General features: G+C 71.1%; 22 protein-coding genes and 1 pseudogene. 5 read left to right on the top strand and 18 right to left on the bottom strand.

Annotation, left to right across the window (positions count from 1 at the left end; genetic code table 11):
- Positions 1–79 precede the first annotated feature (79 nt).
- From rpsQ to rpsJ, 11 genes and pseudogenes are all read right to left on the bottom strand, one after another.
- A complete protein-coding gene (gene rpsQ / locus ABD665_RS18195; protein WP_204911063.1) occupies positions 80–376 on the bottom strand; it encodes a 30S ribosomal protein S17 in 297 nt (98 codons plus the stop codon).
- Entirely contained in the window at positions 373–612 is a 240-nt protein-coding gene (gene rpmC, locus ABD665_RS18190; protein ID WP_204911062.1) for a 50S ribosomal protein L29, read from the bottom strand. Before rpmC ends, rpsQ begins: the two co-directional genes overlap by 4 nt.
- Positions 612–1,031, bottom strand: coding sequence for a 50S ribosomal protein L16 (rplP, locus tag ABD665_RS18185; protein ID WP_204911061.1), 420 nt, complete (start codon positions 1,029–1,031; stop codon positions 612–614). The genes rpmC and rplP overlap by 1 nt, the downstream gene beginning before the upstream one ends.
- Before the next feature lie 3 nt (positions 1,032–1,034).
- On the bottom strand, positions 1,035–1,880 hold the full coding sequence (gene rpsC / locus ABD665_RS18180; RefSeq protein WP_204911060.1) for a 30S ribosomal protein S3: 846 nt from the start codon (positions 1,878–1,880) through the stop codon (positions 1,035–1,037).
- 2 nt (positions 1,881–1,882) lie between these two features.
- Entirely contained in the window at positions 1,883–2,284 is a 402-nt protein-coding gene (rplV, locus tag ABD665_RS18175; protein WP_204911059.1) for a 50S ribosomal protein L22, read from the bottom strand.
- Between the two features lie 40 nt (positions 2,285–2,324).
- Positions 2,325–2,606 carry a 30S ribosomal protein S19 gene (rpsS, locus tag ABD665_RS18170; RefSeq protein WP_204911058.1) on the bottom strand — a complete coding sequence of 94 codons (282 nt, stop codon included), beginning with the start codon at positions 2,604–2,606 and terminating at the stop codon, positions 2,325–2,327.
- A gap of 17 nt (positions 2,607–2,623) precedes the next feature.
- Positions 2,624–3,460: a 50S ribosomal protein L2 gene (gene rplB / locus ABD665_RS18165; RefSeq protein ID WP_204911057.1), complete on the bottom strand. Its 837-nt coding sequence runs from the start codon at positions 3,458–3,460 to the stop codon at positions 2,624–2,626.
- Positions 3,461–3,474: 14 nt separating this feature from the next.
- Complete coding sequence (gene rplW, locus ABD665_RS18160; protein WP_204911056.1) at positions 3,475–3,783, bottom strand: 50S ribosomal protein L23; 309 nt, start codon at positions 3,781–3,783, stop codon at positions 3,475–3,477.
- 158 nt (positions 3,784–3,941) lie between these two features.
- Positions 3,942–4,604, bottom strand: a pseudogene (gene rplD / locus ABD665_RS18155) (50S ribosomal protein L4); the annotation flags it as partial.
- Complete coding sequence (rplC, locus tag ABD665_RS18150) at positions 4,601–5,269, bottom strand: 50S ribosomal protein L3 (protein ID WP_204911054.1); 669 nt, start codon at positions 5,267–5,269, stop codon at positions 4,601–4,603. The gene rplC and the pseudogene rplD, both read right to left, overlap by 4 nt.
- Positions 5,270–5,285: 16 nt before the next feature.
- Entirely contained in the window at positions 5,286–5,594 is a 309-nt protein-coding gene (gene rpsJ / locus ABD665_RS18145) for a 30S ribosomal protein S10 (RefSeq protein ID WP_091075623.1), read from the bottom strand.
- A 418-nt stretch (positions 5,595–6,012) separates the two neighbouring features.
- Between rpsJ and ABD665_RS18140 the strand changes: the two genes are divergently transcribed.
- Positions 6,013–7,428, top strand: coding sequence for a gamma-glutamyltransferase (locus ABD665_RS18140; protein WP_204911053.1), 1,416 nt, complete (start codon positions 6,013–6,015; stop codon positions 7,426–7,428).
- Between the two features lie 60 nt (positions 7,429–7,488).
- Positions 7,489–9,753 (top strand): malto-oligosyltrehalose synthase, encoded by a 2,265-nt coding sequence (gene treY, locus ABD665_RS18135; protein ID WP_344742653.1) that lies wholly within the window; start codon positions 7,489–7,491, stop codon positions 9,751–9,753.
- A gap of 52 nt (positions 9,754–9,805) precedes the next feature.
- On the opposite strand, the gene ABD665_RS18130 is transcribed toward treY, so the two are convergent.
- The 7 genes from ABD665_RS18130 to ABD665_RS18100 form a co-directional block, all read right to left on the bottom strand.
- Positions 9,806–10,606 carry an amino acid ABC transporter ATP-binding protein gene (locus ABD665_RS18130; RefSeq protein ID WP_344742650.1) on the bottom strand — a complete coding sequence of 267 codons (801 nt, stop codon included), beginning with the start codon at positions 10,604–10,606 and terminating at the stop codon, positions 9,806–9,808.
- Positions 10,603–12,126 (bottom strand): ABC transporter permease subunit, encoded by a 1,524-nt coding sequence (locus ABD665_RS18125; RefSeq protein WP_425562187.1) that lies wholly within the window; start codon positions 12,124–12,126, stop codon positions 10,603–10,605. The genes ABD665_RS18130 and ABD665_RS18125 overlap by 4 nt, the downstream gene beginning before the upstream one ends.
- A gap of 293 nt (positions 12,127–12,419) precedes the next feature.
- A complete protein-coding gene (gene tuf / locus ABD665_RS18120; protein ID WP_204911051.1) occupies positions 12,420–13,613 on the bottom strand; it encodes an elongation factor Tu in 1,194 nt (397 codons plus the stop codon).
- Between the two features lie 159 nt (positions 13,614–13,772).
- Complete coding sequence (gene fusA / locus ABD665_RS18115) at positions 13,773–15,866, bottom strand: elongation factor G (protein ID WP_204911050.1); 2,094 nt, start codon at positions 15,864–15,866, stop codon at positions 13,773–13,775.
- Positions 15,867–15,985: 119 nt separating this feature from the next.
- The gene (gene rpsG, locus ABD665_RS18110; RefSeq protein ID WP_183341764.1) at positions 15,986–16,456 is read right to left on the bottom strand and encodes a 30S ribosomal protein S7; all 471 of its coding nucleotides are present in this window, start codon (positions 16,454–16,456) and stop codon (positions 15,986–15,988) included.
- A gap of 1 nt (position 16,457) precedes the next feature.
- Entirely contained in the window at positions 16,458–16,829 is a 372-nt protein-coding gene (gene rpsL, locus ABD665_RS18105; protein ID WP_091075652.1) for a 30S ribosomal protein S12, read from the bottom strand.
- 279 nt (positions 16,830–17,108) lie between these two features.
- Entirely contained in the window at positions 17,109–17,792 is a 684-nt protein-coding gene (locus ABD665_RS18100; protein WP_204911049.1) for an MOSC domain-containing protein, read from the bottom strand.
- Between the two features lie 104 nt (positions 17,793–17,896).
- Here ABD665_RS18100 and glsA point away from each other — a divergent pair, with 104 nt between their 5' ends.
- The 3 genes from glsA to ABD665_RS18085 all read left to right on the top strand — a co-directional run bounded on the left by glsA (position 17,897) and on the right by ABD665_RS18085 (position 21,528).
- Positions 17,897–19,675, top strand: coding sequence for a glutaminase A (gene glsA, locus ABD665_RS18095; protein WP_204911048.1), 1,779 nt, complete (start codon positions 17,897–17,899; stop codon positions 19,673–19,675).
- Between the two features lie 93 nt (positions 19,676–19,768).
- Positions 19,769–20,731 carry an ATP-binding cassette domain-containing protein gene (locus tag ABD665_RS18090; protein WP_204911047.1) on the top strand — a complete coding sequence of 321 codons (963 nt, stop codon included), beginning with the start codon at positions 19,769–19,771 and terminating at the stop codon, positions 20,729–20,731.
- On the top strand, positions 20,728–21,528 hold the full coding sequence (locus ABD665_RS18085; protein ID WP_204911046.1) for an ABC transporter permease: 801 nt from the start codon (positions 20,728–20,730) through the stop codon (positions 21,526–21,528). Before ABD665_RS18090 ends, ABD665_RS18085 begins: the two co-directional genes overlap by 4 nt.
- Positions 21,529–21,560 lie beyond the last annotated feature (32 nt).

Here is a 21,560-nt window from a genome sequence, read left to right as displayed (position 1 = left end):
GATCGGATCTCCCCCAGGGTCTGGAGGCGGTGCCTCCAGCGGGGGTTCACGGGGGCGGAGCTCCCGTGGGTGGTGCTGCTTACTTGGCCTTCTCGAGGATCTCCACGAGCCGCCAGCGCTTGGTCGCGCTGAGGGGTCGGGTCTCCATGATCCGGACGCGGTCGCCCACGCCGGCCGAGTTGGTCTCGTCGTGCGCCTTGAAGCGCGTGGTGTGGCGGAGCACCTTGCCGTACAGGCGGTGCTTCACCCGGTCCTCGACGTTGACCACGATGGTCTTGTCCATCTTGTCGCCCACCACGTAGCCCTCGCGGACCTTGCGGGCGCCACGCTCGTCGGCCGCGGTCTCCACCGTTGCCTCGTTCGTCGTCTCGCTCATGCGTTCACTTCCTCGACGTCAGGATCGGTGGTGATGCCCAGCTCGCGCTCGGTCAGCACCGTGTAGATCCGGGCGATGTCCTTGCGCACGGCGCGCAGCCGGCCGTGCGACTCCAGCTGCCCGGTGGCGTTGGAGAAGCGGAGCCCGAAGAGCTCCTCCTTGAGCTCGCCGACCCTGCGGTCCAGCTCGCTGCGGGAGAGGCCGCGCAGCTCGGCGGCGGTCGTTCCCTTCGCCATCAGATGTCCCCTGCTTCGCGCTTGATGAAGCGTGCCTTCATCGGCAGCTTGTGGATGGCCAGGCGCATCGCCTCGCGGGCGACGGTCTCGTCGACACCCGCGAGCTCGAAGAGCACGCGTCCCGGCTTGATGTTCGCGATCCACCACTCCGGCGAACCCTTGCCGGAACCCATGCGGGTCTCGGCGGGCTTCTTCGTCAGCGGGCGGTCGGGGTAGACGTTGATCCACACCTTGCCGCCACGCTTGATGTGACGCGTCATGGCGATACGGGCGGACTCGATCTGCCGGTTCGTCAGGTACGAGGCCTCGACGGCCTGGATGCCGAACTCACCGAACGCCAGCGAGGTGCCGCCCTTGGCCGCACCCGAGCGACCCGGGTGGTGCTGCTTGCGGAACTTGACCTTGCGAGGGATCAGCATGGCTCAGGCCTCCTGCGTGCTGGGAGCAGCGGTTTCGTTGCCTCCGGGCGCACCGGCGCCGACGGCCACGGCCTCGGCGGGGGCGTCCTCGCGACGACGGGCGCCGCCGCGCTCGGGGCGGTCGCCACGAGCCGGACGGTCACCGCGGGCCGGACGACCCGGACGGCTACGACCACCGGCGGCGTTGCGGGCCGCCTTCTGGGCAGCGCGCTCGGAGCGGGTGCCCGAGACGTCGCCCTTGTAGATCCAGACCTTCACGCCGATCCGGCCGAAGGTCGTCTTGGCCTCGAAGAAGCCGTAGTCGATGTCCGCACGGAGGGTGTGCAGCGGCACCTGGCCCTCGCGGTAGAACTCCGACCGGCTCATCTCCGCGCCACCCAGACGACCGGAGCACTGGATCCGGATGCCCTTGGCGGCACCGGAGCGCATGGCCGACTGCTGCGCCTTGCGCATCGCACGACGGAACTGCACGCGCGAGGCGAGCTGCTCCGCGACGCCCTGGGCGACGAGCTGAGCGTCGATCTCGGGGTTCTTGACCTCGAGGATGTTCAGCTGGACCTGCTTGCCGGTGAGCTTCTCCAGCTCGCCGCGCACGCGCTCCGCCTCGGCGCCGTTGCGGCCGATGACGATGCCCGGGCGGGCGGTGTAGATGTCCACGCGGACCCGGTCACGGGTGCGCTCGATCTCGACGGACGAGATGCCCGCGCGCTCGAGGGTCTTGGTGAGCATGGCGCGGATCTTGATGTCCTCGCCGATGTACTCCTTGTACGACTTCTCCGTGAACCAACGGCTCCGGTGGTCGGTGCTGATGCCGAGTCGGAAGCCGTACGGCTGGATCTTCTGCCCCATGCTCAGGCCTCCTTGGTCTTGGGCTCGACGACGACGGTGATGTGGCTCGAACGCTTGAGGATGCGGCTCGCGCTCCCCTTGGCCCGCGGGCGGATGCGGCGCATGGTGACGCCCTCGTCCACGAACGCCGCCGAGATGAACAGGTCGTCACGACGCAGGTTGTGCGTCTGCTCGGCGTTGGCCGCCGCGCTCGCCACGACCTTGTACACCGGGTCGCTCGCCGCCTGCGGCGCGAACTTCAGGGTGTCCAGCGCGTCGGTGACGTCCATCCCGCGCACCAGGTCGACCACACGGCGGCTCTTCGTCGCCGAGATGCGGACCTGACGGGCGATCGCGAACGACCCCGGACGGTCGCCGAGCAGCGTCTTGCGCCGGCTCGGACGGGAGTCCTTGTCCTTGCTCATGAGATTCCTCTTCTACGTTCTTCCGGTGCACCAGCCGCGATCAGCGGCGGCGCGCCTTCCGGTCGTCCTTGACGTGGCCGCGGAACGTGCGCGTGGGAGCGAACTCCCCCAGCTTGTGACCGACCATGGCCTCGGTCACGAAGACCGGGACGTGCTTGCGGCCGTCGTGCACCGCGATGGTGTGGCCGAGCATGTCCGGCACGATCATCGAGCGGCGCGACCAGGTGCGGATGACGTTCTTGGTCCCGCGCTCGTTCTGCACCTCGACCTTCTTGGCCAGGTGGTCGTCGACGAACGGGCCCTTCTTCAGGCTGCGTGGCATCTCTTCCTAGCTCCTGCTCAGCGCTTCTTGCCGGACTTGCGGCGGCGGATGATCGAGGCGTTGCTCGCCTTGTTCGGGTTGCGGGTGCGACCCTCGGCCTTGCCCCACGGGGACACCGGGTGACGACCACCGGAGGTCTTGCCCTCACCACCACCGTGCGGGTGGTCGATCGGGTTCATCGCCACACCGCGGACGGTCGGGCGCTTGCCCTTCCAGCGGTTGCGGCCGGCCTTGCCCCAGTTGATGTTCGACTGCTCGGCGTTGCCGACCGCGCCGACCGTGGCGCGGCAGCGGACGTCGACCAGGCGCATCTCGCCGGACGGCATGCGCAGCGTGGCGCTACGACCCTCGCGGGCCACCAGCTGGATGCTCGCACCGGCCGAGCGGCCGAGCTTGGCACCGCCGCCGGGACGGAGCTCCACGGCGTGGATCGTCGTACCCACGGGGATGCGGGACAGGGGCAGGTTGTTGCCCGCCTTGATGTCCGCGGCCTCGCCGGCCTCGACCTCGGCACCCTGCTTCAGGCCGTTCGGCGCGATGATGTAGCGCTTCTCGCCGTCCGCGAAGTGCAGGAGCGCGATGCGCGCCGTGCGGTTGGGGTCGTACTCGATGTGCGCGACCTTGGCCGGCACGCCGTCCTTGTCGTAGCGCTTGAAGTCCACGAGCCGGTAGGCCTGCTTGTGACCGCCACCGATGTGCCGGGTGGTGATCCGGCCCAGGTTGTTGCGGCCGCCGGTCTTCGGGCTCGGGACGAGCAGCGACTTCTCCGGCGTGGACCGGGTGAGCTCGACGAAGTCGGCCACGGACGACCCGCGGCGACCCGGGGTCGTCGGCTTGTACTTACGGATACCCATGTCAGATCAGTCCTTCAGCTCGCCGGCGCCGAGAAGATGTCGATGCGCTGGCCGTCGGCCACCGAGACGATGGCGCGCTTGGTGTCGGGCCGCTTGCCGGTGCCGGAGCGGGTACGACGCTTCTTGCCCTGGCGGTTCAGCGTGTTGACGCTGGTGACCTTGACGTCGAACACCGACTCGACCGCGATCTTGATCTCGGTCTTGTTGGCGTCCGGCGCGACGAGGAACGTGTACTTGTTCTCGTCGAGCAGGGCGTACGACTTCTCGCTGACGACCGGCGCCAGGAGGATGTCGCGGTGGTTGCGGATCTTGACGGTGCTCACTTGGTCTCCCCCTCGGTCACGTCGTCGGTCGGCTCCAGGACCTCGGCGACGCTCGCCGCGGAGGCGGCCAGGTCGGCGTTGCTGGGCTCGGCGGACCCCTCGACCGAGGCGGCCGCGAGCTCGTCGGTGCCGGGCTCGGTCGTGACGTCGGCGCCGGCCTCGCTGGCGCGCGCCGTCGCCTTCGCGGAACGACCCGAGACCGGGCCGGCGACGAAGGTGTCGAGCGAGCTCTGCGTGAAGACGACCTCGTCGGCGACGAGGATGTCGTAGGCGTTCAGCTGGTCGACGGCGATGACGTGGACCGTCACCGCGTTGCGCAGGCTGACCCAGGCGAGCTCGTCGTCGCGACGCAGGACGACCAGGACCTTGTCGGTCGTGGTGACCGCGGCCAGGGCGGCGAGCGCGCGCTTCGTGGAGGGGACGTCGCCGGAGACGAGGTCGCTGACCACGTGGACGCGACCGTCGCGGGCCCGGTCGGAGAGCGCGCCGCGGATGGCGGCGGCGATCATCTTCTTGGGCGTGCGCTGGGCGTAGCCGTGCGGCTGCGGGCCGTGGGCGATACCGCCGCCGGCCCACTGCGGGGAACGGGTCGAACCCTGACGGGCGCGGCCGGTGCCCTTCTGGCGGTAGGGCTTCTTGCCACCGCCGCGGACGTCGCCGCGGGTCTTGGTGGCGTGCGTGCCCTGGCGGGCCGCGGCCAGCTGGGCCACGACGACCTGGTGGATCAGCGGGATGTTCGCGGTCACGTCGAAGAGCTCGGCGGGGAGCTCGACGGTGCCGGCGGTGCTGCCCTCAGGGGTGCGGACGTCGATGGTGGTCACTTGACGTCTCCCTTCTTGCTCGCGCTGCGCAGGACGACGAGGCCGCCCTTGTTGCCGGGGATGGCGCCCTTGATCAGGACGAGGCCACGCTCGGCGTCGACGGCGTGGACGGTCAGGTTCTGCACCGTCACGCGCTCGACACCCATGCGGCCGGCCATCTTGAGGCCCTTGAACACGCGGCCGGGGGTGGCGCAGCCACCGATCGAGCCGGGCGAGCGGTGCTTGCGGTGCACACCGTGGCTGGCGCGCAGGCCGTGGAAGCCGTGGCGCTTCATGACGCCCGCGGTGCCCTTGCCCTTGCTGACGCCGGTCACGTCGATGACCTCGTCGGCCGCGAAGAGCTCCGCGGTCACCTCCTGGCCGAGCGTGTACTCGCTGGCGTCGGCGGTGCGGATCTCGACGAGGTGCTTGCGGGGGGTGACCCCGGCGCGCTCGAAGTGTCCGGCGTCCGGCTTCGTCACCTGCTTGGCCTTGACCTGGCCGAAGCCCAGCTGCACGGCGTTGTAGCCGTCCGAGCTGGGCGTACGGACCTGGGTCACGACGCAGGGTCCGGCCTGGACCACCGTCACCGGCACGACCCGGTTGTTGGCGTCCCACAGCTGGGTCATGCCGAGCTTGGTGCCCAGCAGACCCTTCTGGTTGCGTTCGGTCTTGGTGCTGCTCATGATCTCTTCGAGGTCCTCAGAGCTTGATCTCGATGTCGACCCCGGCCGGCAGGTCGAGGCGCATCAGAGAGTCGACGGTCTTCGGGGTCGGGTCGATGATGTCGATGAGGCGCTTGTGCGTGCGCATCTCGAACTGCTCCCGGCTGTCCTTGTACTTGTGCGGGGAGCGGATGACGACGTAGACGTTCTTCTCCGTCGGCAGCGGCACCGGTCCGGCCACACGCGCACCCGTCCGGGTCACCGTGTCGACGATCTTGCGCGCCGAGGAGTCGATGACCTCGTGGTCGTAGGCCTTGAGCCTGATGCGGATCTTCTGTCCCGCCACCGTTCCCTCTTCTCGTGCTGGTTTCGTGCTCTGTCGTCACGGGCCGGTCCTGCACCCGATCCTGGTTCTTGTCCGACCCACGCGGTCGGGCGTGTCGCCCGCCTTCCGGCACACCGCGTCGCAAGTTTCCCTGCCGTGGGGTGTGCCCTGGACGATCGAACGTGGTCCGTCCGTCCGGGCGAACGGGATCTCCTGGTACGGCGGCGCCGAGCCTGTCCGGCCCTCGGGAGGGCCTGTGGTCCAGTGCGCACCCCGGCGATCCCGTCGGAGCAACCTGGCAATCTTGTCAGACGCACGGTGACGGATCAAATCGCGCGCCACATTCTCAGGGTTCGCTCGGTCACGTCCGGCGTGTCGACGACCCCTAGGCTGTGCCGGTGCCCCAGCCTGCCTCGACCCGCTGCCTCCAGGCCTGCTCGTGAGCCTACCTCCGAAGGTGCCGGTCGGGGTCGCCGCCGGGCACGGGGCGACCGTCGCCGCGGGCCGCACCGTGCTTGAGGCCGGCGGCGGCGCGGTGGACGCCGGCGTCGCCATGATGCTGGTCAGCTGCGCGGCCGAGACGATCTTCACAGGCCTCGGCGGCGGCGGGTTCGCCACCGTGTACGAGGCGGCGACCGGGTCCGTGACGTGCGTCGACTTCTTCGTCGCCGTGCCCGGGCTCGGTGACCGCCGCGCGGGTCCGGGCACGGCCATCGAGATCACCTTCGTGGGCCAGCGGGTGCCGTACGAGATCGGGCCGGCCACCGTCGCCGTGCCCGGCGTCCCGGCCGGTGCGCTGCACCTGTGGGACCGTTGGGGCCGCCTGCCGTGGGCCGATGTCGTGGCCCCCGGCCTGGCCGCCTCCTACGGGACGCCCTTCCCCGCCACCCACGCCGAGCTGCTCCCCCGCATCGTCCCGGCCATGTGCGTCGGCGAGGGCGAGCGCGTCTACCGGCGCCCCGACGGCGCCCTGCTGCAGACCGGCGACCCGTTGCGCCACCCCGACCATCACCACAGCTACGAGCTCCTCGCGCACGACCCCCGCGGCTTCTACCGGGGCGACTACGCGGACGCCCTCCTCGACGCGCTGGCCGAGGGGTCGGCCCTCTCCCAGACCGACCTCGACGCGTACGAGGTCGTGGAACGCCGGCCCGCGAGCGTCCGCTTCGACGACCTCGAGGTCCTCGCCCGGGGCGACGACCTGGACGACGTGCTGGGCACCCTCGGCGCCGCCGGGCGCGCGGTGGCGTCCGACCCTCACCACGACGTCGCCTCGGCCCTCGGCCTGGTCGCCGCGCTCCGGGCGCCCGACCGGCGCGCCGAGACGACGAACCTCGTCGCCGTCGACGAGCGCGGCGACGCCTGCGTCATCACCACCAGCCTCGGTCTCGGCTCGGGGGTGTGGGTCCCCGGCTACGGCGTGCACCTCAACTCCATGCTCGGCGAGGGCGAGCTCGTCCGCGCGGCCCTCGACCCCGGGGTCCGCATGGGCTCGATGATGTCGCCGCTCGTCGCGCTCGACGCCGAGCGACGCCTCGTGGCCGCCGCCGGCGCCGCGGGTGGCAGCCGCATCCGCCCCGCCCTCGTCCAGACCCTGCTGCGGGTCCTCCGCGGGACGCCTCCCCAGCAGGCGGTCGACGCGCCCCGGCTCAACGCCCTGCCCGACCTGGTCCGCCTGGAGCCGGGCTTCGACGGCGCCGTGCTGCGCGGGCTGGAGGACGCCGGCGTCCCCACGGCCGTCGCCGCCGGGCTCGACCCCTACTTCGGCGGCGTCTCGGCGATGAGCGCGCAGGGGGCCGGCTCGGACCCGCGCCGGAGCGGGCACGTGTGGTTGGAGCAGGACCTCCGCGGGTGACGGTCTCGGGGCCCGCGTCCGTCGCAGCGGCGGGAGCTCGTGTCCCTCTAGGGTCAGGGCGTGCCTCGTACCGTGCCCACGTCGACCTACCGCCTCCAGATCACGGGCTCGTTCACCCTGGGTGACGCAGCCGCGCTGACCGACCACCTGCGCGACCTCGGGGTCGGCGCCGTCTACTGCTCCCCCCTGCTCCAGGCCGCCGGCGGATCCGACCACGGCTACGACACCGTCGACCCCACGAAGGTGGACGTCGACCGCGGCGGCATCGAGCAGCTGCAGACCCTGCTCGCTGCGGCCCGCGAGGAGGGGCTCGGGGTCGTGGTCGACATCGTGCCGAACCACCTCGGCATCGCCGAGCCCGCCGAGAACCCCGCCTTCTGGGACGTGCTGCGTCTCGGCCAGGAGTCGCCGTACGCGCCCTGGTTCGACATCGACTGGACGGCGAACCCGGAGGGCCGGCTGCTGCTGCCGGTCCTGGGCGACGACGCCGTGCTGACCGTAGAGGACGGCGAGCTCCGCTACTACGACCACCGCTTCCCGCTGGCCCCCGGCACCTGGAGCCCGGGCGACGACGCCGACGAGGTGCACGCCCGGCAGCACTACGAGCTCGCGCACTGGACGCGCGCCAACACCGAGCTGAACTACCGCCGCTTCTTCGCCGTCACGACCCTCGCCGGCGTGCGCCAGGAGGACGGGGCCGTCTTCGACGCCACGCACGAGCTCGTCGGCACGCTCCCCGACGCCGGCGTGACCGGCCTCCGGGTCGACCACCCCGACGGCCTGGTCGACCCGGCCGGCTACCTCGAGCGCCTCCGCGCGCTGGCGCCGACCGCCTGGATCACCGTCGAGAAGATCCTCGAGCCGGGCGAGCAGCTGCCGCCGTGGCCGGTCGAGGGCACCACCGGCTACGACGCCATGCGCGAGGTGAACGGCGTGTTCGTCGACCACGGCGCCGCGCCGTACTTCACCGACCTCTACCGCCGGCTCACCGGCGACGAGCGGACGATCACCGACCACATCGAGGCCGGCAAGCGCATGGTCGACGAGCTCCTGCTCCCCGCGGAGATCAGCCGGATGGCGCGGCTGGTGCCCGAGGTGGCCGATCCCGAGCCCGCGATCGCCGAGGTCGCGATCGCCTTCGACGTCTACCGCTCCTACCTCCCCGCCGGCGCCGAGCACCTCGACGCGGCCCTCGCCCTCGCCGCGCAGCGCCGGCCGGCGCTGGCCGGGACGCTCGACGCCCTCAGCCCCCGTCTCCACGACCCGGAGGACGAGCTCGCCAAGCGCATGCAGCAGCTGTCGGGCGCCACCATGGCCAAGGGCGTGGAGGACACCGCCTACTACCGCTACGCGCGCTTCGTCGCGCTGAACGAGGTCGGGGGCAACCCCGACGAGTTCGGGATCCCGCTCGCCACGTTCCACGAGCTGCAGGGGCAGCGGCAGGTCCGCCAGCCGCAGTCCATGACCGCGCTGAGCACCCACGACACCAAGCGTGGCGAGGACGTCCGGGCCCGGCTCGCGGTCCTGGCCGAGGTGCCGCAGGAGTGGACCCGCTTCGCGGAGCGGGTGCTCGAGGTCAGCACCGTGCCGAACCGGGCCTTCGCCTACCTGATCGCGCAGACGCTCGCCGGTGCCGGTCCGATCGAGGCCTCGCGCATGCACGCGTACGCGGAGAAGGCGATGCGCGAGGCGTCGGACGGCACCACCTGGACCGAGCCCGACGAGGCGTTTGAGGCGACGGTGCACGCGCTGGTGGACGCCGCGTACGAGGGCGCGCTGCGGCAGGACTGGGACGCGCTCACCGCGGTGCTCACCACGCCGGGCCGGACCAACTCGCTGGGCCAGAAGCTGGTGCAGCTGACCATGCCAGGGATCCCGGACGTCTACCAGGGCACCGAGGTCTGGGAGGACTCCCTGGTCGACCCCGACAACCGGCGCCCGGTCGACTTCGCCGAGCACCGCCGTCTGCTGGAGACCGTCCTCGCCGGTCCCCCGGCGGTCGACGAGACCGGTGCGGCCAAGCTCTGGGTCGTGCGGCAGGCGCTGCGGGCCCGCGCGGAGCACCCGGACCTGTTCACCACGTACGAGCCGGTGGCCGCGGACGGTCCGGTGGCGCACCACCTCGTCGGGTTCGACCGGGGCGGCGCGCTCACGCTCGCCACCCGCCTCCCCGTCACGCTGGAGGCCTCCGGCGGCTGGCACGACACGACGATCACCCTGCCGGGCGCGGTGGTCGACGTCCTGACCGGGCGCACGTTCGACGGGGCGGTCGAGGTCGGCGACGTCCTCGCCACCTACCCCGTGGCGCTGCTGCTGCCCGCCTGACGGCCGCGGGCCGCGGCGCCGCCCTCCGGGGTGGCGTCGCGGCACGGGTGGCTCAGATCGGGTTGAGGACCCGCTGCAGGAAGGTCCGCGTGCGGGCCTCGCGGGGGTCGGTGAGCACCGCCGCCGGCTCGCCGCGCTCGACGATCACCCCGCCGTCCATGAAGAGCACCTGGTCGGACACCGACTGGGCGAACCGCATCTCGTGCGTGACGACGACCATCGTGCGGCCCTGGACCGCCAGGTCCTTCATGACGCCCAGCACCTCCCCCACCAGCTCGGGGTCGAGGGCGGACGTCGGCTCGTCGAAGAGCAGGAGCTGCGGGTCGAGCGCCAGCGCCCGGGCGATGCCCACGCGCTGCTGCTGGCCGCCGGAGAGCTGGTAGGGGTGCTGGTCGGCCTTGCCGGCGAGGCCGACGCTCTCGAGCAGCCGGTGGGCCTCCGCCTCGACCTCCTCGGCCGGACGGCCCTGGACGACGATCGGGCCCTCCGTGATGTTCCGGAGGACGGTGAGGTGCGGGAACAGGTTGTGCGCCTGGAAGACCATCGCGCTCTGCGACCGCAGGCGGGCCAGCGACCGCTTGGCCGGCTTCGCGGAGTAGTCGACGCCCACGTCCCCGATCCGGACGGTGCCGGCGTCGCCGGTCTCGAGGGCGTTCAGGCAGCGCAGGACCGTCGTCTTGCCCGACCCGGAGGGACCGATCAGGACGGTGACGGAGCCGGACGGCACGGCGAAGCCGATGTCGCGCAGGACCTCGACCCCGCTGAACGCCTTGGCCAGGTTCGTCACCTCCACCAGCGGCTGCTCGGCCTCGGCCGTCTCCGCGGCCCGCGCTTCGTCCCGGTGCTCGCTCATCGCGCGACGTACCTCTCCAGCCGGTGCTCGAGCCGTCCCTGCACGAAGGACAGCACGAGGCAGATCACCCAGTAGTACGCCGCGGCGACGCCGTACAGCGCGAAGAACTTGAAGGTCGGGGCGGCCGCCACCTGCGCCACCCGCAGCAGCTCGGTCACGAGGATCACCGAGGCCAGCGACGTGTCCTTGACCAGCGAGATCAGGGTGTTCGACAGCGGCGGGACGGCCGTCCGCGCGGCCTGCGGCAGGACGATGCGGCGCAGCGTGGTCGCGTAGCCCATGCCGATCGTCTCCGCGGCCTCCCACTGACCGCGCGGGACGGACAGGATGGCGGCCCGGATGATCTCGGCCGCGTAGCCGCCCACGTTCAGGCTGAACGCGATGACCGCCGCGGTGAACGGGTTGAACGTCAGCCCGATCGCGGGCAGGCCGTAGAAGATCAGGAACAGCTGGACGAGCAGCGGCGTGCCGCGGATGACGGAGACGTAGAAGCGCGCGACCTGGGAGACGACGCCGACCTTCGACAGCCGCATCAGCGCCACCACGAGCGCGATGGCCAGGCCGACGATGAAGCTGATCGCCGTGAGCGGGATCGTGCGGTTCAGCGCGGCGACCGCCATCGGCCCGGCCGTGTCCTTGACCAGGTCCCAGGTCGACTGGGGCGCGGCCGCCGCCTCGGCGGGCTGCTCCGGGGAGGCCTCGCCCTGGCTGACGTCCTGGCCGAAGTACTTCTCCGAGATCTGCGTGAGCTGGCCGTCCGAGCGCACCTGCCCCAGGGCGACGTTCACCGCGTCGCGCAGGCTCGTGTCCGCCTGGCGCATCGCGAACACCTGCTCGCTGGTGTCGCCGGTCTTGGCCGCGATCTTGACCGTCGTGTCGCCCGTGGTCTTGCTGTACTCCGCGACCGCGAGGTTGTCGTTGACGGTCGCGTCGACGCGCTTCTGCTTGACCAGCGTGACCGCCTGCGTGAAGCCCTCGACGGCCTCGACCTTGGCACCCGCGTCCTTCGCGACCTGCGCCCAGTTGCTCGTCGAGCTCTGCGCCGTGGTCTTGCCCTTGAGGTCCGCGAGGCTCGTGATCGAGTCGTCGTCGGTCCGGGTGACGATGACGCCGTCGGAGACCGTGTAGGGCTCCGACAGCGCGTACGTGGCCTCGCGCTGGGCGTTCTTGGTGACCTGGTTGGCGACCAGGTCGAAGCGGTCCGACTGGAGGCTCGCGAAGATCGAGTCGAACGGCGCCTCGACGAACTCGGTGCGCACGCCCATCTTGGCGGCGACCGCGTTGATCACCTCGACGTCGTAGCCGGTCAGCTGGTTGTTCGTCGGGTCGTGGTACGTGAAGGGCGAGTACGTGCCCTCGGTCCCGATCCGCAGGACACCGGCGGCCTTGACCTTGTCGAGCGTCGTCTCCGGCGCGCTGCCCGAGCCTCCCGAGCTCGAGCACGCAGCCGGCAGGAAGCACAGCACGAGGGCGACCAGGACCCCGACGACCCGTCTGATGGTGACCTCCTGAGGGCACACGCGCATTCCCGGGTGCCACACCCGGGAACCCGACCCTACGCGACCCTCCCCCGCACCCCCGGTGCCGTCCGCGGTCGCGACCACCCCGTGCCGCTCGGCGGGTGCGCTCAGATCGCGGGGACACGTGGGCGTGCCGCGCGATGCGGGCGCACTCGAGCGGCGCGGACGTCTGAAGACGCAGAAAGGCCCCGGGCAGGAGCCCGGGGCCTTGCTGTGTGGTGCTGGGTCATGAAGGGGACAACCACCACACCCGCGCTGAGTTCCGCTCGCTGGCGCTCGCGAAACTCGTCAGATCACTTGAGGATCTTGGTGACGCGACCGGCGCCGACCGTACGGCCACCCTCACGGATGGCGAACTTCAGCTCCTCCTCCATGGCGATCGGCTGGATCAGCTGAACGCTCATGTCGGTGTTGTCGCCCGGCATGACCATGTCGGTGCCCTCGGGGAGGTTCACCACACCGGTCACGTCGGTGGTGCGGAAGTAGAACTGCGGGCGGTAGTTGTTGAAGAACGGCGTGTGACGGCCGCCCTCCTCCTTCGAGAGGATGTAGACGCGCGCCTCGAAGTCGGTGTGCGGGGTGGTCGTGCCCGGCTTGATCACGACCATGCCGCGCTCGACGTCCTCGCGCTTGGTGCCACGGAGGAGCAGACCGACGTTCTCGCCCGCCTGGCCCTCGTCGAGCAGCTTGCGGAACATCTCCACGCCGGTGACGGTCGTGGTCTGCTTCGTGGTGCGGATGCCGATGATGTCGACGGTCTCGTTGACCTTGACGACACCGCGCTCGATGCGGCCGGTGATGACCGTGCCACGACCGGTGATCGTGAAGACGTCCTCGACGGGCATGAGGAACGGCTTGTCGATCTCGCGGACCGGCTGCGGGATGTAGGTGTCGACGGCGCTCATGAGCTCCATGATCGACTCGCCCCACTTGGCGTCACCGTTCAGCGCCGGGAACGCGGCGACCTTGACGACGGGGATGTCGTCGCCGTCGTACTCGTACTCGCTGAGCAGCTCGCGGACCTCGAGCTCGACGAGCTCCAGGATCTCCTCGTCGTCGACCATGTCGCACTTGTTGAGCGCCACGACGATGGCCGGCACGCCGACCTGGCGGGCGAGCAGCACGTGCTCACGGGTCTGCGGCATCGGGCCGTCGGTGGCGGCGACCACGAGGATCGCGCCGTCCATCTGGGCCGCACCGGTGATCATGTTCTTGATGTAGTCGGCGTGACCGGGGCAGTCGACGTGGGCGTAGTGACGCGCCTCGGTCTGGTACTCGACGTGCGCGATCGAGATCGTGATGCCGCGCTGACGCTCTTCGGGCGCCTTGTCGATCTGGTCGAACGCCGACGCCTGGTTCAGGGTCGGGTACTTGTCGTGCAGCACCTTCGTGATCGCCGCGGTCAGCGTGGTCTTGCCGTGGTCGATGTGCCCGATGGTGCCGATGTTGACGTGCGGCTTGGTCCGCTCGAACTTGGCCTTGGCCACTGCTGGGGCTCCTTCTGGGATCCGCCACGCGTTCGCGCGGCGCTTTCTGGGTTACGGACTGGTTGCCGGTGACCCGGCTGTCAAGTTTTCCCGCCCGTACGGCTCAGGTCAAACCGAGCCGTACGGAGCGGGTGGCGTCAACTTAAGGACGCCGCGCGATCACTCGCCGCGGGCCTTCTGGATGATCTCGTCGGAGATCGACTTCGGCGTCTCGGCGTAGGAGTGGAACTCCATCGAGTACGACGCCTGCCCGGACGTCTTCGACCGCAGGTCGCCGACGTAGCCGAACATCTCCGACAGCGGCACCAGGGCCTCGACGACCTTGTTGCCGTGCATGTCGTTCATGGACTGGATCTGACCGCGACGGGCGTTCAGGTCGCCGATCACCGTGCCGAGGTAGTCCTCGGGCGTGGTGACCTCGACCGCCATGACCGGCTCGAGCAGAGCCGGGTCGGCGCGACGGGCGGCCTCCTTGAAGACCATCGAGCCGGCGATCTTGAACGCCAGCTCCGAGGAGTCGACGTCGTGGTACGCACCGTCGGTCAGGGTCACCTTGATGTCCTCGACCGAGTAGCCCGCCAGCACACCGAACTGCATGGCGTCCTGAATGCCCTCGTCCACCGCGGGGATGTACTCGCGGGGGATGCGACCGCCGGTGACCGCGTTGACGAACTCGTAGCCCGAGCCCGCCTCCTGCGGCTCCAGGCTGATGATCACGCGGGCGTACTGGCCCGAGCCACCCGACTGCTTCTTGTGGGTGTACTCGACCTTGTCGACCGGGCGACGCAGCGTCTCGCGGTAGGCCACCTGCGGCTTGCCGATGTTGGCCTCGACGCGGAACTCGCGCTTCATCCGGTCGATCAGCACCTCGAGGTGCAGCTCGCCCATGCCCGCGATGATCGTCTGACCGGTCTCCTCGTCCGTGTGGACGCGGAAGGTGGGGTCCTCCTCGGCGAGCCGCTGGATGGCGGTGCCGAGCTTCTCCTGGTCGGACTTCGTCTTGGGCTCGATGGCCTGCTCGATGACCGGCGCCGGGAAGTCCATGGACTCCAGCTGCACCGGGCTCGCCTGGTCGGACAGCGTCTCGCCGGTGGTGGTGTCCTTCAGACCCATCACGGCGACGATCTGCCCGGCGCCGACCGACGCGATCTCCTCACGCTTGTTCGCGTGCATCTGGTAGATCTTGCCGATCCGCTCCTTGCGGCCCTTGGTCGAGTTCAGCACCGTCGAACCGGCCTCGAGCTTGCCCGAGTAGAGCCGGATGTAGGTGAGGCGACCCAGGTGCGGGTCGGCCGCGATCTTGAACGCGAGCGCAGAGAACGGGTCGCTGCTGTCCGGGTGACGCTCGATGACGACCGACTCGTCGCCGGGCTTGAACCCGTTGATGGCCGGGACGTCGAGGGGCGACGGCAGGTAGGCGATGACCGCGTCGAGCAGGGGCTGGACGCCCTTGTTCTTGAACGCGCTGCCGCAGAGCACGGCGGTGAACTTGGCCGCCAGCACGCCACGACGGATCGCGGCCTGCAGGAGCTCGGGGGTGATCGCGTCCTCGAGGTAGGCCTCGGCCAGCGCGTCGTCGTGGTCGGAGATGAGCTCGACGAGCTCGCGACGCGCCTCGTCGGCGGCGTCGACCATGTCGGCCGGGATGTCCTCGACCGCGTAGTCCTCGCCGATCGTGGTCTCGCCACGCCAGGTGAGCGCCTTCATGGTGACGAGGTCGACCACACCGAGGAACCCGCCCTCGGAACCGATCGGCAGCTGCAGGACCGCGGGGACCGCGTTCAGGCGCTGCTTGATCGTGGAGACGCAGAAGTCGAAGCTCGCGCCGGTGCGGTCCAGCTTATTGACGAAGCAGATGCGCGGCACGCCGTAGCGGTCGGCCTGGCGCCACACGGTCTGGCTCTGCGGCTCGACGCCGGCGACACCGTCGAAGACGGCGACGGCACCGTCGAGGACGCGCAGCGAGCGCTCCACCTCGACCGTGAAGTCGACGTGGCCCGGGGTGTCGATGATGTTGATCTGGTGGTCGTGCCAGTGGCAGGTCGTCGCGGCGGATGTGATGGTGATGCCGCGCTCCTGCTCCTGCTCCATCCAGTCCATCGTGGCGGCGCCCTCGTGGACCTCACCGATCTTGTAGTTGATGCCGGTGTAGAAGAGGATGCGCTCGGTCGTCGTGGTCTTGCCCGCGTCGATGTGCGCCATGATCCCGATGTTGCGGACCTTGGACAGGTCGGTCTTGATGTCGACAGCCATGAAGGTGGCTACTCAACCTCTCGTGTGCTCGTGTGCGTGGATACAGGGAATCAGCAACGCAGAAGCGCTGCTGATTCCCTCCACCACGTAAAAAGGGGGGCGTACGGACGCGGGGCGGACTACCAGCGGTAGTGCGCGAACGCCTTGTTGGCCTCGGCCATCTTGTGGGTGTCCTCGCGGCGCTTGACCGCGGCACCCAGACCGTTCGAGGCGTCGAGGATCTCGTTCATGAGGCGCTCGGCCATCGTCTTCTCGCGACGTGCGCGGGAGAAGCTGACGAGCCAGCGCATGGCCAGCGTGGTGGCGCGGGCCGGCTTGACCTCGATCGGGACCTGGTAGGTCGCTCCACCGACGCGGCGGCTCTTGACCTCCAGCGCGGGGCGGACGTTGTCGAGCGCACGCTTCAGGGTCTGCACCGGGTCGATACCCGTCTTGGTGCGGGTGCCTTCCATGGCGGTGTAGACGATGCCCTGCGCGACGGTCTTCTTGCCGTCGAGCAGGATCTTGCTCACCAGCTGGCTGACCAGCGGGGAGCCGTAGACCGGGTCGGCCGGGAGCGGCCGCTTCGGGGCGGGACCCTTGCGGGGCATGTTACTTCTCCTTCTTGGCGCCGTAGCGGCTGCGGGCCTGCTTGCGGTTCTTGACACCCTGGGTGTCGAGCGTGCCGCGGATGATCTTGTAGCGAACGCCCGGCAGGTCCTTCACACGGCCGCCGCGCACGAGCACCATCGAGTGCTCCTGCAGGTTGTGGCCGACACCGGGGATGTAGGCGGTGACCTCGACCCCCGAGCTCAGCCGGACACGGGCGACCTTCCGAAGCGCCGAGTTCGGCTTCTTCGGGGTCGTCGTGTACACCCGGGTGCACACGCCCCGGCGCTGGGGCGAACCCTTGAGGGCCGGCGTCTTGGTCTTGGAGACCTTGTCCTGCCGGCCCTTGCGGACGAGCTGCTGAATGGTGGGCACCGCGTCAATTCTCTTTCTGTCCAGCGAAGTGGTCTGTGCTCCTCGCGCACCAGCGGGCTCTCGCCGTTGGTGCAGGTGTGCGACCACCTGCCCTGCTCGACCGCCCCGGACGGCCCCTGAGGGACGTCGGAGCGGGAGTCGCAGACACAGAGCTCGCGCAAGAGGTCGGGCACGCCCGAACACACAAGGAATCAGATTACGTCGCCTGGGCAAGGCGGTCAAAAGGACGACCTCGGCCGCCCCTCCGGACCGGGGTCCGGGGAGGGTCCGTGAGGGCGCTCAGGCGTCGTCGAGCGTGAACGTCTCGCGACGCTCGACGAGGCTCCGGGTCTCCGCGTCCAGGTAGTCGCGCGCGACCAGCAGCCGCGGCAGCAGCTCGCGCTGCGTGGTCGTGGCCCGGAACAGCAGGCCGATGGTGACGTCGTGGTCGGGCACGAACGTGCGGCGGACCTCGTCGCCGGCCCGCACCTGCCCGGGGCGCACGACCGAGAGGTAGGTGCCGGGGCGGGCGTCCGCGGTGAAGCGCTTCACCCAGCCGCGCTCGGCCAGGAAGCCCGAGAACGTCCGGCACGGGATCCGCGGGTCGGTGACCTCCAGCTCGAGCGCCTCCCCGTCCGCGGGGTCGCCCACCGTCCAGCGCTCCCCCACCAGGACCTGCTCGAGGTCGATGCCGACCGTGGTGAGGTTCTCCCCGAAGCAGCCGTTCGGCAGGTCGCGGCCCAGCTCGCCCTGCCAGCGGTCGAGGTCCTCGCGCTGGAACGCGTACACCGCCTGCCGGTCGCCGCCGTGGTGCCGCTCGTCGCCGATGAAGTCGCCCGCGACGCCGCTCACGCCCCGCTTGGGACCCGGCGCCCGGACGGCCACGGGGCCGTCGGCGGGGCGCTTGTCGATGCCCGTCAGGCGGACCTTGGCGTACGGCTTGTCCGCACCGGCACCGACGTTGACCGAGAGCACCTGGGACACGCGACCAGGGTAGTGCTCGACGACCCCGTCGCCGCGTCTCCGCGCGTGCGCCGGTGCGTCGGGGCCTGTGGGACGCTGGTGCCCCTTCGAGCCCCGGAGCGCCGATGCACCCCTCCCGAGCCGGCCGGCTCCCCGTCGAGGACTACCTGGACGGCGTGCACCGCCGCTTCCTCGGCCTGCGGGACGGGGCCGTCGCCGACTACATCCCCCCGCTCGGCGCGGTCGACCCCGAGCAGTTCGCGATCGCCGTCGCGACCACGGACGGCCAGGTCTACGGCGTGGGGGACGTGGGGAACGCCTTCACCCTCCAGTCCGTCTCCAAGCCGTTCACCTACGGGCTCGCCCTCGAGGACCGCGGCCTCGCGGAGGTGCGGGCCCGGATCGGGGTCGAGCCCAGCGGGGACGCGTTCAACTCGATCAGCCTCGACGCCGCCGGCCGCCCGAAGAACCCGATGATCAACGCGGGTGCCATCGCGGCCGCCGGCCTCGTCGAGGGCGACGACCCCTTCGCGCGGGTGCTGGCCTCGTACGGGCGCTGGGCGGGCCGGCCGCTGGAGGTCGACGAGGAGGTCTACGCCGCCGAGCGCGAGACCGGCCACCGCAACCGGGCCATCGGCCACATGCTCCGCGCCGTGGGCAGCCTGGACGGCGACCCCGAGCGGGCGCTCGACGTCTACTTCCGGCAGTGCTCGGTCGCCGTCACCTGCTCCGACCTGGCCGTCATGGCGGCGACCCTCGCCGCGCGCGGGCTGAACCCGCTGACCGGGGAGCAGGCGCTGGGCGACGCCTCGGTCAACCAGGTCCTCTCGGTGATGACGACCTGCGGGATGTACGACGCGGCGGGCGAGTGGCTGGTCGGCGTGGGCATCCCGGCCAAGAGCGGGGTGAGCGGCGCCGTCATCGGCGTGCTGCCGGGGCAGCTGGGGATCGCGGTCTTCTCGCCCCGGCTGGACCCCGTGGGCAACAGCACCCGCGGGGTGGCGGTGTTCCGGCAGCTGTCGAAGGACCTCCGGCTGCACTTCGTGCACACGCCCCGCACCGCCCGCGCCGCCGTGGTGGGACGCACCCTCGGCGAATCGCCCTCGACGCGTTCCCGGCCGCCCGCCGACCGTGACCGGCTGGACGCCCGGGCGGACCGCTGCCTGGTGCTCGAGACCACGGGGGACGTGCTCTTCGCCGGGGCGGAGGCGCTCAGCCGCCTGGCGCTGGCCGAGCCGCACCGCTACGTGCTGGTGGACCTGAGCCGCTCGACGACCGTCGACCCGGCGGCCGCCCGGATCCTGGCGGGCCTGGCCCGCAGCCTGGCGCGGACGGGCGACGAGCTGGTCCTGGCGGGGGCGAACGAGGTGACGGCCACGGCCGTGGGCGTACGTCACCTCGCCTCCCCCGACGCGGCCCGCGAGTGGTGCGAGGACCGGCTGCTGGGCGGCGCCCCGGCCGCGGAGGCCGGCGGCCTGGAGCTCGCCGACCACCCCGTGTGCGCCGGCCTCGACCCCGACGACCTGGCCGCGCTGGCCGCGCTGGCCCGGCCCCTGGAGCTCGGGCCGGGCGACGTGCTGGTCGAGGCGGGCGAGCCGGCGCTGCAGGTCTTCCTGCTCCTGGCCGGCGACGTCGAGGTGTCCACCGCGACGAGCGGCGGGGACCGCCGCCGGCTCGCCACCCTCTCCCCCGGCACCAGCCTGGGCGAGGCCGCCCTCACCGTGGGAGGGCTGCACACGGCCCGCGTGCAGGCCACGACCGCCGTGCGCTGCCTGGCCGTCCCCGCGGCCGCTCTCGCGCAGGCCCCCGTCACCCTGCGCCTGCACCTGACCCAGGCGTTCCTCGTGGGCGCGCACCGCGCCCTGGGCCGGGCCACCCGCGAGGTCGCCGCCCTGTCGCGCTGAGGGCGATGAGTTCGGGGGCCGGTCGCGGTCCAGAGGACTGCCGGTCCCGCCGGGGGCCCGGAACCGTCAGAGGGGATCCGTACCGTCGTGGCCATGGCACTGGCGATCGAGGCGCAGGGACTGACCAAGCGCTACAAGGACGTGGTGGCGCTGGCCGGTGTCGACCTCAGCGTTCCGCGGGGCACGGTCCTGGGGCTGCTCGGGCCGAACGGGGCGGGCAAGACCACCACCGTGCGGGTCCTGACCACGCTGCTGGTCCCGGACGGCGGGAGCGCCCGGGTCGCGGGCGTCGACGTGCTCGCCGACCCCGCGGGGGTGCGGAGCCGCATCGGGCTGTCCGGGCAGTACGCAGCCGTCGACGAGTACCTGACCGGCTACGAGAACCTCGAGATGGTCGGACGGCTCTACCACCTCGGCCGGCGGCGCAGCCGGGAGCGGGCGCTCGAGCTCCTGGAGCAGTTCGGGCTGGGCGACGCCGCCAACCGGCCGGCGAAGACCTACTCGGGCGGCATGCGCCGGCGCCTGGACCTGGCGGGCGCCCTCGTGGCCGACCCGGAGGTCATCTTCCTCGACGAGCCGACGACCGGGCTCGACCCCAAGGCCCGCCTGGACATGTGGGAGGTCATCGCGTCGCTGGTGGCCGGGGGGACGACCCTGCTGCTGACCACGCAGTACCTGGAGGAGGCCGACCGGCTGGCCGACGAGATCGTGGTGATCGACCACGGGAAGGTCATCGCCCGCGGCACCGCCGGCGAGCTGAAGTCCCAGGTCGGCGGCGAGCGGGTGGAGCTCACGGTCCTCGACCGCGACCAGCTCGAGCCGGCCCTGGCCGTGCTCGCCGACCTCGCCTCCGGCGAGCCGACCGTCGACCGGGCGTCGCGGTCGCTGATCGTGCCCGTCACGGGTGGCGCGGGCGCCCTGTCCGAGGCGCTGCGCCGGCTCGCGGACGCGGGTGTGGGGCTGGAGGACGTCGGGCTGCGCCGCCCGACGCTGGACGAGGTGTTCCTGACCCTCACCGGTCACGCGAGCGAGCAGACGGAGGAGACGCCGGCATGAGTGCTGCCACCACGCTGACCGACGGGCTGATCGTCGCGAAGCGCAACCTGATCAAGATCCGCCGGGTGCCCGAGCTGCTGGTGTTCACCACGCTCTCGCCCATCATGTTCGTGCTGCTGTTCGCGTACGTCTTCGGCGGCGCGATCGCGGGTGGCGACCCCCAGCAGTACCGGGAGTTCCTGATGGCCGGGATCTTCGCCCAGACGGGCATCTTCGGCGCCACGACCACCGGCGCGGGCCTGGCCGACGACGTGCAGAAGGGCATCATCGATCGGTTCCGGTCGCTGCCGATGGCGCCGTCGGCCGTGCTGACCGGGCGGACGGTCTCCGACGTGGTGAACAACGTGATCGTGCTCGTCGTGATGTCGCTGACGGGGCTGATCGTGGGCTGGCGGATCCGCACGTCGGTCGCCGAGGCGCTGGGCGGCTACCTGCTGCTGCTCCTCTTCGCGTACGCCATCTCCTGGGTGATGGCGTGGGTCGGCCTGCTGATCCCGAGCGTCGAGGTGCTCAACCAGGCGTCGTTCATCGTCATCTTCCCGCTGACCTTCCTCGCGAACACCTTCGTGCCGCTGGAGTCGCTGCCCGGCCCGCTGGAGACGTTCGCGGCGTGGAACCCGGTCTCCGCGATCACCCAGGCCGCGCGGGAGCTGTTCGGGAACACGGCCCTGGTCGCCCCCAGCGACGCCTGGCCGCTGCAGCACCCCGTCGTCTACACCCTGATCTGGGTCGTCATCATCCTGGCCGTCTTCGTGCCCCTGACGAACCTCCAGTACCGGCGCGCGGCCAGCCGGTAGGTCTGGCTTGCGCTGGGCCCTCGGGTCGGGCG

Origin of the sequence: Microlunatus spumicola (genome assembly GCF_039536445.1) — a bacterium.
Classification (GTDB): domain Bacteria; phylum Actinomycetota; class Actinomycetes; order Propionibacteriales; family Propionibacteriaceae; genus Microlunatus; species Microlunatus spumicola.
Note: the sequence above shows the minus strand (reverse complement) of the source record. Positions and strands in the feature narration are given on the sequence as shown.

Bases quoted from the DNA above. Each gene is read 5' to 3' on its own strand.
- ABD665_RS18130 (WP_344742650.1), bottom strand. From the start codon at position 10,606: ATGAGCGAGCACCGGGACGAAGCGCGGGCCGCGGAGACGGCCGAGGCC.
- rpsG (WP_183341764.1), bottom strand. From the start codon at position 16,456: ATGCCCCGCAAGGGTCCCGCCCCGAAGCGGCCGCTCCCGGCCGACCCG.
- ABD665_RS18090 (WP_204911047.1), top strand. From the start codon at position 19,769: ATGGCACTGGCGATCGAGGCGCAGGGACTGACCAAGCGCTACAAGGAC.
- rpsS (WP_204911058.1), bottom strand. From the start codon at position 2,606: ATGCCACGCAGCCTGAAGAAGGGCCCGTTCGTCGACGACCACCTGGCC.
- rpsC (WP_204911060.1), bottom strand. From the start codon at position 1,880: ATGGGGCAGAAGATCCAGCCGTACGGCTTCCGACTCGGCATCAGCACC.
- rpmC (WP_204911062.1), bottom strand. From the start codon at position 612: ATGGCGAAGGGAACGACCGCCGCCGAGCTGCGCGGCCTCTCCCGCAGC.
- rplB (WP_204911057.1), bottom strand. From the start codon at position 3,460: ATGGGTATCCGTAAGTACAAGCCGACGACCCCGGGTCGCCGCGGGTCG.
- rplV (WP_204911059.1), bottom strand. From the start codon at position 2,284: ATGAGCAAGGACAAGGACTCCCGTCCGAGCCGGCGCAAGACGCTGCTC.
- fusA (WP_204911050.1), bottom strand. From the start codon at position 15,866: ATGGCTGTCGACATCAAGACCGACCTGTCCAAGGTCCGCAACATCGGG.
- rplP (WP_204911061.1), bottom strand. From the start codon at position 1,031: ATGCTGATCCCTCGCAAGGTCAAGTTCCGCAAGCAGCACCACCCGGGT.
- glsA (WP_204911048.1), top strand. From the start codon at position 17,897: ATGCACCCCTCCCGAGCCGGCCGGCTCCCCGTCGAGGACTACCTGGAC.
- rplC (WP_204911054.1), bottom strand. From the start codon at position 5,269: ATGAGCAGCACCAAGACCGAACGCAACCAGAAGGGTCTGCTGGGCACC.
- ABD665_RS18085 (WP_204911046.1), top strand. From the start codon at position 20,728: ATGAGTGCTGCCACCACGCTGACCGACGGGCTGATCGTCGCGAAGCGC.
- rpsQ (WP_204911063.1), bottom strand. From the start codon at position 376: ATGAGCGAGACGACGAACGAGGCAACGGTGGAGACCGCGGCCGACGAG.